Source organism: Chimaeribacter arupi (assembly GCF_002858805.1).
Taxonomy (GTDB): Bacteria; Pseudomonadota; Gammaproteobacteria; order Enterobacterales; family Enterobacteriaceae; genus Chimaeribacter; species Chimaeribacter arupi.
In genome coordinates this window covers 93,103-105,664 of the sequence record NZ_PJZI01000006.1, presented here as the reverse complement: position 1 = coordinate 105,664, position 12,562 = coordinate 93,103, and the positions used below count along the sequence as shown (strand labels likewise).

Genomic DNA, 12,562 nt, shown 5'->3' with positions numbered 1-12,562 from the left:
GTAACACAGCGGGCCGCGCCGGTGGCGTGGCCCGCTGCACCGCCATCTTCTGGGCGCCAGGGTCAGGATGAGGTGCCAGAGGCGGAACCCGGCTCAGAGATAATACGGTGACGCTGGGCTTTCTGCGGTTCGCTCTGCATCCGGTTAAGGATGTCGCCTTCCCATTCGGTTTTGTCATCCCCGTACACATACTCATGGCCACTCATCAGGGCATACCAGGCGCGTTCTGCCACGTCCGCAGGCGAGGCTTTCTCAGTTGCCCCTACGGTAGTGTCCGCTTGCCCGGCATTCTTGAAGAAATTGGTTTCGGTGGCGCCCGGCATCAGCAGCGTCATCTGTAACCCGGTGCCCTTCAGTTCATTGCGGATCGCCCAGAAGAACGAGTTCACAAAGGCTTTGGTCGCGCCGTAAATCGCCTCAAAGGGGATCGGTGCCGTGCCGGAAACAGACGATGTCATCAGCACTTTACCTTCGCCGCGGCTGATCATGTCCGGCAGGAAAATCTTGGCGATGTGCACATAGGCATCCACATTCAGCCGGATTAACTGCAACTCTTTCGCCAGGTCAGTCCCGCCGATAAACCGCCCGCCCAGCCCTTGCCCGGCGTTGATCACCAGCGCATCCAGCGCGAACCCGGCGTCATCAATCTGGCGTTTCAGGCGCTCAATCTCGTCGTACTCACTCAAATCAGCAGAAAAGGCGTGCACCTGGCCGCCATATTGGCGCAACGTCTCACAGGCGTCCTCCAGCTTTTCCGGATTCCTGGCGACCGCAATCACATCGTAATGATGTTTAGCAAACAGTCTGGCGATTTCAAACCCAATGCCGTTTGACGCCCCGGTGATTAATGCAAGTTTGTTGGTCATCGTGTTCTCCCTGTAGGTGAATGCATGCCGTTTAACGATAGCAGCCATTTCGCCGGCCGTACCGATGAAGCAGGCCAGGCCGCCTGGTCATCAGGGAATGCCAAATTGCACAGTGGTTAATTTGATTAATATCAACCCTTCCACTCATGGCGATTGTTTACGGTTTGTCAGCGCTCTATTTTTATTTCTGCATTGACTGTGCGCAGGATGATGCGAATTTTCTGCTATAGGGAGAGATAAATGGGAGCATCTGATTACCTGAGGGCCAGGTTCCAACACGATAGGCATTTAGCCCTGAGTTTACAGCATGGGTTTGAGCGTGTTATGCAATCCGCTGAAGACGTCTCCTCCGCCCTCTATTCCGGCCTGGAGCGCATCAGTTGGTATTCATCCTGTTTTATTCCTGGTTACGATGCTGTGTGTGACGAATTACTTTCCGAAGAATTAAGGACATTCTATTCAATTAACTCCCTTTTTAAACACTACGATATCATCCGGCATATGCTATTCCTTTACTTTCAGTCAGTCTGTGATGATATAAAAGAAGGCAACCCAGAGGGCGCAGCCCGTAAATTCGTCGCAAACGGAACTTACCTTGCCGGCAGCACATTTACCGCGAAAATGACACGCCATGCGTTTGCTTATTCAATCTCCTCTGCGCTGGCGCAATCAGAGATAATACAAAAAACGGTAATCCAGAGGCTGGCTGCTAAAACTCATACCGCGGTTCAGGCTTTGCAGCTCTATGGCTTTCAGCAAAAAGCGGCATTATCCGCCAGAAAGTTGAAAGCGACTGACCCAGACTATTACTGGATACTTTATCAGGTAAAAATGGAAATGCTCTATTATTTTATTGAACCGGCACTTGCTGAGATAATGAATAAAGTAAAGCAAGGGGCTTTTAATAACCTGGATGAGTTAACGTCTTTCATCAGGGGAAAATACGATGTTTAAAAGCCTGATCGCGCTGGCTATCGAATTCTTACTCATGCCGACTCTTATCATTTCTTTCGGGCTGCTGTGGCTGCACACCTTCCCTGAATATTGGGGGCGGTTAATGCTCGCCTCTGTTTTTTTTGTACTTTGGCTATATTATAAAATTATTGTGAAGTTCGAAAAACTCTAGAACCACCATTAAACGAAAAGGATAAAAAATGTCCAACCCCTCTTATTTATGGTTAACGGATGAAAACGGCTCCCCGATTGTTGGGGCCTCGGAAGTTATTGGAAGAGAAGGCGCTATCGAACTGAAATTTTTTACGCACAATCTGACTATTCCTATCGATGGGAACACCGGCCGCCTGACCGGAACCCGTATCCATTCGCCCATCATGATTCAAAAAGAAGCGGACAGGACGACACCGTTCCTGTATAAAGCATTAACCAATAATCTCACCCTTAAATCCGCGGTCATAAAAAAATATTCTGTCAATGAGGCCGGCAGGGAAGTCGAGTATTTTAACACCCTGCTGGAAAATGTTAAGATTACCTCTATCACCCCTGATCTCTATCCCGACGCCTCCACGAAAACCCATCTTGAAACCGTTCTCCTGCGTTATGGGAAAATAACCTGGAAGTATTGTGACGGTAACATTATCCATACAGACCAGTGGAACGACCTGGCTCGTTTTTAATGGCGCCATAAAACGGGGCAGCGCTCCGCCTCCCCGTTTTCTTTCTGTATTGCGACATCAGGCTGCTATACTTCCAGGCAATAATACCTTGCCAGCGCCCCATTAACGGGTGGCGAGAATCTCAAAGGTCTCCGCATACTTTTCTTTTACTTCCTTGAATATTTCTTTCCACTCTTTATGAAAGGAAAAGGCCACCGCTTTCACCACAATGTGTTTATCCTGCCCGCGCCAGGTTAAGTTCCCTTCGGCAATCTCTTTTACCGTAGAAAACATGGGTTGATAGGTGATACCTGATGCGCCACGGTATTCCCCGGATGCCAGTTCCGTTTTTAGCCAGTGAAGACGGGTTTCAAAAAATGCGTCCGGTGAAATAGCATAATGTTGCGTCCAGACCAGATAAACCCACCCTTCCAGCCGGTACTCAGCATCAAGCGAGGGTGTAAGTTTTTCGCGCAAATTTCTTATGGAATCCAGGAACTTTGATTTCTCTACCGGGTAAGCCACTTTCACTTCAATATGTTTTTTTATTTCTGGGGTAGCTGTTCTTCCTGCGGTATATAAGGTTAAATCACGTTTTGCGTCTTCATTATAGAGGAACACGTCCCCGTCTGACATCTGCTGCACACCATTTTCCCCGGCATTAACCAGATGGCAAATTTCATTGCACAACCAAAGCTCACAGGCTGCGTAATTAAAACGCGGGAAATAGTGCGCGGAGTGCGCCTTTAACCGATCAGACGAGGTATTAAAGAGAGAAAAGGCGGCGCAGGCATCTTGTAACATCTTTATCTTGCTCCTTGCAGTGAAAAATCAATCCTGTTCATACAGGCATTGATCTCTGGGTGCTCAGCCTGTGCGCACTCTCCGGCACTTATCACCATGACAATAGGTTCATTCCCCGTTGCCTCGTTAATACCTTCAATCACAGCAAGCAGGGAAGACACAAAGGCATCGAGTTCATCCGCCTTGATTGTCATGTCATGAAACGTGATATAGCCAATACCACGCTGAGAAAGGGTAAATGCCACGCCGCTATGCGGGTATTTTTCATGGAAACGTGTTATCCAGTTTTCCGTCGGAAAATAGTAAGGCTTTATCTGGACACTCAGCCGGTGAAACCGGCCGTTATCAAAACCACTGTAAGCCTTATCAAACCCCGTCAACGTGACAGACGTGGTCAGGAAGATATCGGCAGATGCCGGTTTTTCTTTAGTGTTTTTTTTCATCGGGAAAACAATCGCAACCAACTGTTTTAAAAGAATTTATATTCCAACATGGTATAGCAGGTTTTTTTACAGATCAATGCCGGCAGGCATGAGATAGGGCCTTAAAACGGGAGAGGCCCCCGCCTCCCCCCATGTTCCCTTCAACGTTTATATACCGGGCCATAGTGTTGGCAGGCGCGGTCATCCTGTGCTTCGGGGTCCATGCCGAAGGCGGCCCAGGCGCTGGGACGGTAAATTTGCGCATCGGGCACGTTATGCATACAGACCGGGATGCGCAGCATCGCCGCCAGGGAGATGAAATCCGCCCCGACGTGCCCGGCGGTAAGCACCGCGTGGTTGGCCCCCCAGTTCGCCATCACGTTATATACCTCACTGAACGGGCCGCTGCCGGTGAGGCGCGGCACAAACCAGGTGGTCGGCCAGGTCGGGTCAGTGCGCTGGTTCAGGGTGTCATGCACCTCCGGCGGCAGATCCACACTCCAGCCTTCGGCGATTTGCAGCACCGGCCCACGCCCTTTGATCAGGTTAATGCGCGTCATGGTGAAAGGAATGCCGCCGCGGGTCAGGAAGCAGGAGGAGAAGCCGCCGCCACGGAAATAGTCATGCAGCGCCGGGTGCCAGGTGGTGGCCGCCAGGCAGGCGTCCGCCTCCTGCGGCGTGATGTCCCAATGCGGCTTGATGGTCGGCCGGCCGTCACTTGCCTGCTGGCAGCCGGTACCGTCCAGCGCCGCCGAGCCGGAGTTAATCAGGTGGATCACGCCCTGCGCGGCGCGGCCGGTAAGCGTATGGCCGGTGACCCGCTGCACCGAGGCCGGTGACCAGTAGGTGCGGACATCGGCAAAAATCTGCGCGGTGCCGGTGAGGTGTTTGCCGAACAGCATCGCCACCGCATTCAGGCTGTCATTTTCTGTTGCCAGCACACCGGGTTCGCCTATGCCGTGCCAGTCAAACGCGCTGTTGAGCAAGGCTTCCGCGGTGTCGCCGTTCGGGTAGTGATCGGTCCAGTGGCGTTGGCCCTGAAAACCGGCGGCAATGGCGTTGTACCCCAGCGCCTCCTCGCCCCAGCCTTTCTCCGCCAGTAACGGGTTACCTGTCATCATGTCGCGGATGCAGATCGCCATCAGCAGAGATTCGCGCAGCATCGCCTGTTTCCCGGCGGCGCTGCGCTGATGGTGCGCGGCGTTGCGGTCTTCCCCAAAGCGGAAATGCTGCCCCGCCCACGCCAGCGCAAGGCCAAGCTCCTCTTCATCATAAATAGCGTGGTCCATCCGGCGGCGCAGCTCGGTCATGTCCACGCACTGCACCGCCATCCCCAGCCAGGACTCGAAAAAGTCATGGTCGACAATCGACCCGGCGATCCCCATCGATACCCCGCCCAGCGACAGGTAACTTTTGCCGCGCAATGTCGCCACCACCAGCCCGGCACGGGCGAAGCGCAGCAGCTTCTCCTGCACGTCAGGCGGAATGCGCTCGTCCCCGGCGTCCTGCACCTCGTGGCTGTAAATCGAAAACGCCGGCAGCCCTTTCTGGTTATGCGCCGCCAGCGCTGCCGCCAGATAAACCGCCCCCGGCCGCTCGGTGCCGTTGAAGCCCCAGATCGCTTTCGGCCGCTGCGGGTCCATGTCGATGGTTTCACTGCCGTAGCACCAGCAGGGCGTCACCGTAATGGTCAGGCCAACATGTTGGGTGCTGAAGGCCGCTTCACAGGCGGCGGCCTCTGCCCGCCCGGCAATGCACTGTTCGGCAATCACACACTCTACGCGCTCGCCGTTCGCATGGCGCAAGGTGCCGCTGAGCAGGCGTGCGGTGGTGCAGGCCATCGCCATGGTCTGCGCCTCTAACGATTCCCGGATGCCCATGCGCCGCCCGTCAATCACCGGGCGGATGCCGATACGGGGTAATGGGTTGCTGTGAGTCATAACGTTCCCCTATAAAAAGAATCACGCGGTACGCCGCATTTCCGGCGAAGATTATTGCTAACTCGACGTAGCTTAGGGCGAACAGCAAAAAGGCGGCAACCTCTTTCGGAACGTTCTGTGAGGGTTTTCACGCCTGCGCACAAAAGCGCGGCTGACCTGCGCCCGTTCACAAACTTCTGCCAAACTGTTTGAGGGAAAATGCCGGGTGAATTATGGTCTGCCCAACGCTACGTCGAATCAGCAATGACTCATCGCAACACCGCAGGAGGGAAAATGGCACAGGATTACTTTTTAGGGGTGGATGTCGGCTCAGCCAGCGTACGGGCCGGCGTGTATGACGCGCAAGGTACGCGGTTGGCGTTTGCGGTAGAACCCATTACCCAGTTCCGCCCCGGCGGCGAGCGGGTGGAACACGCCTCGTCAGAGATCTGGCAGCAGGTCTGCGCGGTGGTCAATACCGCGCTGGACAAAGCCGGTATTGACCGCCGGGCGGTGCGCTCGCTGGGGTTTGACGCCACCTGTTCGCTGGTGGCGGTGGATGCGGCGGGCCACGGCGTGGCGGTGTCGCCCGAGGGAAACGCGGCGCACGACACCATCATGTGGATGGATCACCGCGCCGGGGCTGAAGCCGCCTGCATCAACCAGACCGGTGATGAGGCGTTGCAGTATGTCGGCGGTGAAGTCAGCCTCGAGATGCAACTGCCCAAGGTGCTGTGGCTGAAAACCCATTTGCCGGAACGCTACCGGCAGGTGCACCGTTTCTTCGACCTGGCGGATTTTCTGGTATGGAAAGCCACCGGCCAGGACGCCGCCAGCCTCTGTACCCTGACCTGCAAGTGGAATTACCTGGCGCATGAGCGCCGCTTCAGTGACAGCCTGCTGGCGGCGGTCGGCCTCGGCGATCTGCCGGAAAAACTCCCGGCGACGGTGCTGGAGGTCGGCGCACGTGCCGGGACGCTCACCCCGCAAGCAGCCGACGCGCTGGGGCTGTCGCCGCAGGTGGTGGTGGCCGCCGGGATGATCGATGCCCATGCGGGCGGGCTGGCGCTGCTGGGTGCCCAACCGGACGCCACGCTGGCGCTGATCAGCGGTACCTCCAACTGCCATATGCTGGCGAACCGCGAAAAGGTGATGACGCCGGGGGTCTGGGGGCCGTACTGGTCAGCGATGCTGCCGGGCTGGTGGCTGACGGAGGGCGGGCAGAGCGCGGCGGGCGCGCTGGTGGACTGGACGCTGCACCAGCAGGGCGGCAGTGTGCACCTCACGGAGCAGGCCGCCGCGCAGCAGTGCCACCCGGTGGAACTGGTCAACCGTTGGGTGGCACAACTGGAACAGCGCGAGCCGTTCCCGACCCGCCACCTGCATGTGCTGGCGGATCACCACGGCAACCGCTCACCCCGTGCCCAACCGGACGCACGCGGCAGCGTCAGCGGCCTGACGCTGGAACGCGGCGAACCGGCACTGGCACGGCTTTACCTCGCCACGCTACAGGCGATCGCCTACGGCACCCGGCACATCATGGAGGTAATGGCGGCCTCCGGCCACCGGGTCACGCGGCTGGTGATGTGCGGCGGGGCGACGCGTAACCCGCTGTGGCTGCGCGAATACGCCGACATCACCGGCTGTGATATCCAGCTGGTGAGTGACGATGACCCGGTCACGCTCGGCGCGGCCATTACCGGCGCGGCGGCAGGCGGTTACTGGCCGGACATCACCGCCGCCTGTGCGGCGATGGTGCGCCCTGACCGGGTGATCGCGGCCAATGTGACGAAAAAAGCGTTCCACGATCAGAAATACCGCGCCTATCTGGCGATGTACGATCAGCAACAGGCGCTCAATACGCTGATGCGCTGAGGCTATCTTGCTGTTCCGGCGCAGGTTATCGCAGCCCCCCGCCTGTTTAGGGGGGCGCTGCACGCGCTTTGCCTTTATACTACCGGCCAGTCACGGCGTGAAGGGAGCGGTATGGCATGGCGAAAACGGTAGAACAGATAGCGAATGACCTGAACCTGTCGGTGACCACCGTCCGGCTGGTATTGGGGAACAAAGCAGCACAGTACCGCATCAGCGCGAAAACCCAGACGCGGGTCATGGAGTATGTCGGCCACCACGGCTATACCCTCAACCACTCCGCCCGCAGCCTGAAACTCAATAAAACCTACACCCTCGGGCTGATCCTGCCCTGCCTCTCCAACGTCTTTTTTGCCACGCTGGCCGAAAAGCTGGAGCTGTACTGCCGTAAATTCGGCTACCAGCTGATGATCAGCTGCACCTACGATGACCCGGAGTATGAGAATAAGCGGGTGGAGGCGATGATTGCGCGCAACACCGACGGGCTGTTTATTGTGCCCTCCAGCCGTGAGAACCAGCAGCACCACCTGAAGCGGGTAAAAAAACCGCTGGTGTTTCTCGACCGTGATTTCCTCGGGATGAACCATTCGCTGGTCGAGAGCAATAACATTGATGGGGGCGAGACGCTGACGCAGGCGATGTTGCAGGCGGGCGCGCCGCCGTTGTGGTTCCTGGCCGGTGACCCGGAGCTGCCTTCCATCCGCCAACGGCTGGCGGGCTACCGGCGCGCACTGACGGCGCACGGCCTTGACCCGGCAGCCTGGGTGGCGACCGGCCGCGGCAACAGCGCCGAAAGCGGCAACGCGATGATGGCGCAGGTCATCAATACGCACGGGCTGCCCGCCGCCTTTATCGCCTCCTCCCTGCCGGTGCTGGAAGGGGCGATTGAGGCCGTGCGCGCCCACGCCGGGGCGCTGCCGGGCGCTATCAACCTCGGCACCTTTGACGAGCACCCGATGCTGAGTTTCCTGGCGAATAATGTCTGGTCGATGCAGCAGAACGAGGATGCCTGGGCGCAGCAGGCGTTTGAGATGATGCAGCAGCGGATAGACGGCGCGCCCCCGCTGGGCGCGCTGAATGTGGACATGACGTTAATCACCCGGCACCGCTGACCGCCGTCCCGTCAGCCCGCCCATTGGTGCTCTTTGATTGCGGCGGCGGGCAGGCTGTTTTCCGCCATCATGGCGTTGTAGTAGCTGTTGTTGATGATGTATTTGCGCATCACCAGCCCGACCACAATATAAAAGAAGGCGGGCACCAGCGTCATGATCCCCTCTATCCCGCTGATGGCCTCCGGCTGTAGCGCAGTACCGGCGCGGTAACCGACCCAGGTCATCAGGTATCCGGTGATCGGGCCGGATAATCCCATCCCGAATTTCTGGCAAAACGAGATCATCCCAATCGACAGCCCGCCCGCGTCGATGCCGGTTTTAATCCGGCCGTAATCCGAGGCTTCAGTAATTGATGACCAGAGGATCGGGGTGTTGATCTGCGAGACGATCGAACAGAGCAGGTAAAAGGCGGTCGCCAGGTAGAAATCGTTCTGCCCCACCAGCAGCCAGGCCAGCGCCGACACCAGCGCCGAGCCATACATCGACCAGCGGAACACCGCGACTTTGCAGTAGCGTTTCGTGAGCCAGAGCGAGACAAACGGGCCGACGATGCCGCCCACCGATCCCATGCCCATGAAAAACGCGATGCCCCAGCCATCGGTGGCCCCGGCGAACTCCTTGCCGTAGATGATGGCGATGCTGCCGTTCACCAGCAAGCCGATAAACAGCAGTACCATCGCCAGGCTCAGCGCCAGCCATTGATCGTTTTTCACCAGCCCGGAAATCTGCCGCGCCAGCGGTTCGGGCGGCGCTTCCGGTTTGACGCGCTCTTTGACGTTAAAGGCGCAGAACATCACCAGCGCGACGCTGACCAGCCCAATCACCAGAAACGCATTCGCATAACTGCTGCGCGCATCCCCGCCGCTGGTGACCCAATACGGCACAAAGGTGGAGACAATCAGCGTGGCGACTTTCGCCATCGGGAACCGGTACGCGTTCGCCAGCAGCCGCTCCTGCGGGTCACGCGTCATCACGCCGATCAGCGAGATATAAGGAATGGCCAGCACGGTAAATGCCAGGCTGTTAAAGATATAAACCCCGGTTGACCAGGCCATTTTCTCGCCGTAGCTCTGGCCGAACGTGGTAAACAGCAGGTAAAGGGAGATGCCGAACGGCAGCGCGCCAATCAGCAACCAATGGCGGTAACGGCCGAGGCGCGTGCGCACTTTGCCGGTCAGCCAGCCCATCATCGGGTCGGAGATGGCATCAATGGTGCGCACCGCCATCAGGATCCAGCCGGCGTCCACGGGCGTTAACCCGACCACCTGGATCAGGAAAGCGTAAATCAAAATAGAGGCTGAAATTATGGAGATGGTGAGCGCCATGTCACCCGAGCCATAGGCACTTTTTTCCAGCACAGATAATCGGTTATCCATCACTGTACCTCGGTTCACGTCAACGGGTTCAGGGCAGGCTGGCCCTGCCCTGACAGGGGGAAGGGTTATTTTGTCCGGCGGTTCAGCGCGGATTTTTGCCGCGTGGCCGCCAGTTTCTGGTCAATACCCTCCTGGCGCAGGCGCATCATCGCCGCGAAACGCTGCTGCGCCTGCGCTTTTTGCTGCTGCATTTCCGGGGTTAACGCCACCTGCGGTTCCCCCGTGCGTTGCCCCGGCAGCCGTTCCTCTACCGGCTGGATGGTGACCGGTTGGGAGGGCAAGGTCTGATACCAGTAGGCGGTGGTGGCCCAGTCATCCGCCAGGTGGTTGGCGTGGCCGTGTTCCATGGTGACGCGGATACGTTTTTTGAAATGCACCGGATCGGTGAGGTGGAAGCGGTAGCAGGTCTGGTGCCCCGGCACATGCGCGTCATGCAGCGAGCAGCCGTTCATCAGCGAGGCGTTCTCCTGCATCCCCCACGCATGGTTGAAATAGTCTTCGCTGCCGGTGCCCACCAGCGTCGGCGGCCAGGTGTCATCGTCCACGAAGATCATGTCATCCCCTTCGCCCCACCAGGTGCCCTGCGCGTGGGCCACCGACAGGTTGCAACCGATGTAATGCCCCTCGCCTTCGATGTCGAGGATCACATAGTTATTGGCGCCGTCCAGGTTCGGAATATTCACCTCGGGGCTGTTGACCTGCAACTCCGGCGCCCAGCCGGCACAGGGCGCTTCACGCCGCCAGCTGGCGTGGAAATAGGCGGTATCGGTGCCCAGCGCCTGCGGGTACTGCTCGTAATCGATGTGGAAATATTGCCCGTAAGGCACGTCGTTCTGGTTTTCGACTTCGATAATCGCCCGGCGGTTAAACGGCATCGGCAGGTAGCAGTTAAGCGCCGCCGTGCCGCCGGGGCGGTACTGCTCTTCCGGCCGGACAGAGACGGTAAACGGCAGGCTGGTGAAGGTGGCCGGGATGCCGTGGCCGACGCAGAAGAAATCCCCCAGCGGCACCAACACCGAGGGCGTGGTCTGGTCATCCCAGTAGATTTTCAGCAACACTTTGCGGTAGTAGTCCGGGTCGTGGATTTCCCAGCTGACGCCGAGCGCGTTATTGATCTCATTGATGGGCGCGACATATTGCCCGGCGGCCGGGTCAATCAGCCCCGGCCCGAGCACGCGGCGGCAGAACTGCGTCATCCACAGATGGGTAATACAGCCCGGCCCCTGGATGTCCGCCAGCCGCACAGTGTCCCCTGCGCCGATCATCCAGTAATCCTGATTTTTCCCGCTGGTGTCGTGGCTGGAAAAGCGCCCGCTGGTGGCCTGGCTGGTTTTGGTCAAATGCCCCAGTAGCCCTGATGTCATGTGATGCATGGTCTAGCTCCTCATCGCAAAAGCCTGCTTGTCCCAGGCTGAACATGCGGCCATCCCGCACCGGCAGGCCGCACACTGTGCCGTGTCTGCCCGGCCACTGCGAAGAGGAGACCTATTGCCCGCGCCCCACGCGGCCTATCCTCACCCTCTTCCGCCAAGCTAACTCGAGTTAGCAATCTACAGCAGAAAAAACACCAGACAATACCCTTATCAGGAAAGTGTGATTACGCGCCGGATAATTGTGATACCCGGATCAGCGCAATTTCGGTGAAAGCACAAGGCGGCAGAACACAGGGAAAGTTTATGAGGGATATGTGTCTTGAGAAAAACGTTAATGATAAACCACGACTATAAATTAACGTTAACCCATTGATTTTCAATATTTGTTGTCAGTTTAAAACAGGCGCACACTGTACAGGGTTTTTAATCATTCAGGAGAAAATCAATGGCAATTCCTCCCTGTCTCTGGATAAAAGATGAGGCCGGTATACCGATTAAAGGTTCGGTGGATAAGGAGGCGTATTACTATATATTGCCTGAAGGGGTCAGGGTGGTGTCGGTGAATACCATTATGCATAACTCCAAAAGCGCTGCTGACAGTGACGACAGGGAGCTCATCGTCCTATGAGAAAAAAATCAATCCTTTCTTATTTACTTCTTTTTGCATCATGCTCAGCACTGGCTGATGTTATCCCGGAACCCTGCCTTGATATTCATCGAAGTATTGGCGTAAGTATGACAGATGCCATGATCAATGATTTTGGTATAAAAGAGCATGATTTACTTCTCAACCAAACAAAGATGACATTAATAAGCAAACAAAATGTCACAAAAAAACTGGCTGAACTTTATGGCCATCAAAGCTATAAATCAATAGAAGGTAACCCATTAAAAGAAAGTGACTACAGCGATATTTATAGGCAATCAAATGCACAGAATATTATTGTGGAATATGACTACATCAATAGGGAGCATAAACACAATATTATTTTAGCCTCACACATTATTAATGATGATGAATGCAGCATACGGTTCAACGGCTATATTATCGTGAAACGGGAGTTTTAAGGTTTTTTGCCGCGATAACAACCGGGCTTTTATACCGGTTCTCCCTGCCGTTACGTTCCCGGCAGGGTGCCGGGGCAAAGGGCGCTTACCCCTTTGTGTGCGCCCGGTTGCGGCCGCAGCGTGTGGCCTTATAGAGC

General features: G+C 56.7%; 12 protein-coding genes. 6 read left to right on the top strand and 6 right to left on the bottom strand.

Annotated elements, in window-relative coordinates; all coding sequences use genetic code 11:
• Positions 1 to 62 precede the first annotated feature (62 nt).
• Positions 63 to 866 (bottom strand): SDR family NAD(P)-dependent oxidoreductase, encoded by an 804-nt coding sequence (locus CYR52_RS05615; RefSeq protein ID WP_101828149.1) that lies wholly within the window; start codon positions 864 to 866, stop codon positions 63 to 65.
• 240 nt (positions 867 to 1,106) lie between these two features.
• Here CYR52_RS05615 and CYR52_RS05610 point away from each other — a divergent pair, with 240 nt between their 5' ends.
• Together CYR52_RS05610 and CYR52_RS05600 are read left to right on the top strand one after the other, a co-directional pair.
• A complete protein-coding gene (locus CYR52_RS05610) occupies positions 1,107 to 1,820 on the top strand; it encodes a hypothetical protein (RefSeq protein WP_101828148.1) in 714 nt (237 codons plus the stop codon).
• Positions 1,821 to 2,020: 200 nt separating this feature from the next.
• Positions 2,021 to 2,500, top strand: a complete 480-nt coding sequence (locus CYR52_RS05600) for an Hcp family type VI secretion system effector (protein WP_101828146.1) — start codon at positions 2,021 to 2,023, stop codon at positions 2,498 to 2,500.
• A 102-nt stretch (positions 2,501 to 2,602) separates the two neighbouring features.
• Here CYR52_RS05600 and CYR52_RS05595 read toward each other — a convergent pair whose 3' ends face one another.
• From CYR52_RS05595 to CYR52_RS05585, 3 genes are all read right to left on the bottom strand, one after another.
• Positions 2,603 to 3,283, bottom strand: coding sequence for a hypothetical protein (locus tag CYR52_RS05595; RefSeq protein ID WP_101828145.1), 681 nt, complete (start codon positions 3,281 to 3,283; stop codon positions 2,603 to 2,605).
• A 2-nt stretch (positions 3,284 to 3,285) separates the two neighbouring features.
• Positions 3,286 to 3,726: a hypothetical protein gene (locus CYR52_RS05590; RefSeq protein WP_101828144.1), complete on the bottom strand. Its 441-nt coding sequence runs from the start codon at positions 3,724 to 3,726 to the stop codon at positions 3,286 to 3,288.
• A gap of 140 nt (positions 3,727 to 3,866) precedes the next feature.
• Complete coding sequence (locus CYR52_RS05585) at positions 3,867 to 5,645, bottom strand: L-fucose isomerase (protein ID WP_101828143.1); 1,779 nt, start codon at positions 5,643 to 5,645, stop codon at positions 3,867 to 3,869.
• A gap of 273 nt (positions 5,646 to 5,918) precedes the next feature.
• Between CYR52_RS05585 and CYR52_RS05580 the strand changes: the two genes are divergently transcribed.
• The gene (locus CYR52_RS05580; RefSeq protein ID WP_101828142.1) at positions 5,919 to 7,499 is read left to right on the top strand and encodes an FGGY-family carbohydrate kinase; all 1,581 of its coding nucleotides are present in this window, start codon (positions 5,919 to 5,921) and stop codon (positions 7,497 to 7,499) included.
• A gap of 116 nt (positions 7,500 to 7,615) precedes the next feature.
• Positions 7,616 to 8,608: a LacI family DNA-binding transcriptional regulator gene (locus CYR52_RS05575; RefSeq protein WP_101828141.1), complete on the top strand. Its 993-nt coding sequence runs from the start codon at positions 7,616 to 7,618 to the stop codon at positions 8,606 to 8,608.
• 11 nt (positions 8,609 to 8,619) lie between these two features.
• On the opposite strand, the gene CYR52_RS05570 is transcribed toward CYR52_RS05575, so the two are convergent.
• On the bottom strand, positions 8,620 to 9,984 hold the full coding sequence (locus tag CYR52_RS05570; protein ID WP_072929356.1) for an MFS transporter: 1,365 nt from the start codon (positions 9,982 to 9,984) through the stop codon (positions 8,620 to 8,622).
• A 65-nt stretch (positions 9,985 to 10,049) separates the two neighbouring features.
• The gene (locus tag CYR52_RS05565) at positions 10,050 to 11,357 is read right to left on the bottom strand and encodes a glycoside hydrolase family 172 protein (protein ID WP_072929358.1); all 1,308 of its coding nucleotides are present in this window, start codon (positions 11,355 to 11,357) and stop codon (positions 10,050 to 10,052) included.
• A 445-nt stretch (positions 11,358 to 11,802) separates the two neighbouring features.
• Here CYR52_RS05565 and CYR52_RS05560 point away from each other — a divergent pair, with 445 nt between their 5' ends.
• Both CYR52_RS05560 and CYR52_RS05555 read left to right on the top strand, forming a co-directional pair.
• On the top strand, positions 11,803 to 11,985 hold the full coding sequence (locus tag CYR52_RS05560; protein WP_072929359.1) for a hypothetical protein: 183 nt from the start codon (positions 11,803 to 11,805) through the stop codon (positions 11,983 to 11,985).
• Positions 11,982 to 12,425, top strand: coding sequence for a hypothetical protein (locus CYR52_RS05555; RefSeq protein WP_139300300.1), 444 nt, complete (start codon positions 11,982 to 11,984; stop codon positions 12,423 to 12,425). Before CYR52_RS05560 ends, CYR52_RS05555 begins: the two co-directional genes overlap by 4 nt.
• The last annotated feature ends 137 nt before the right edge of the window (positions 12,426 to 12,562 follow it).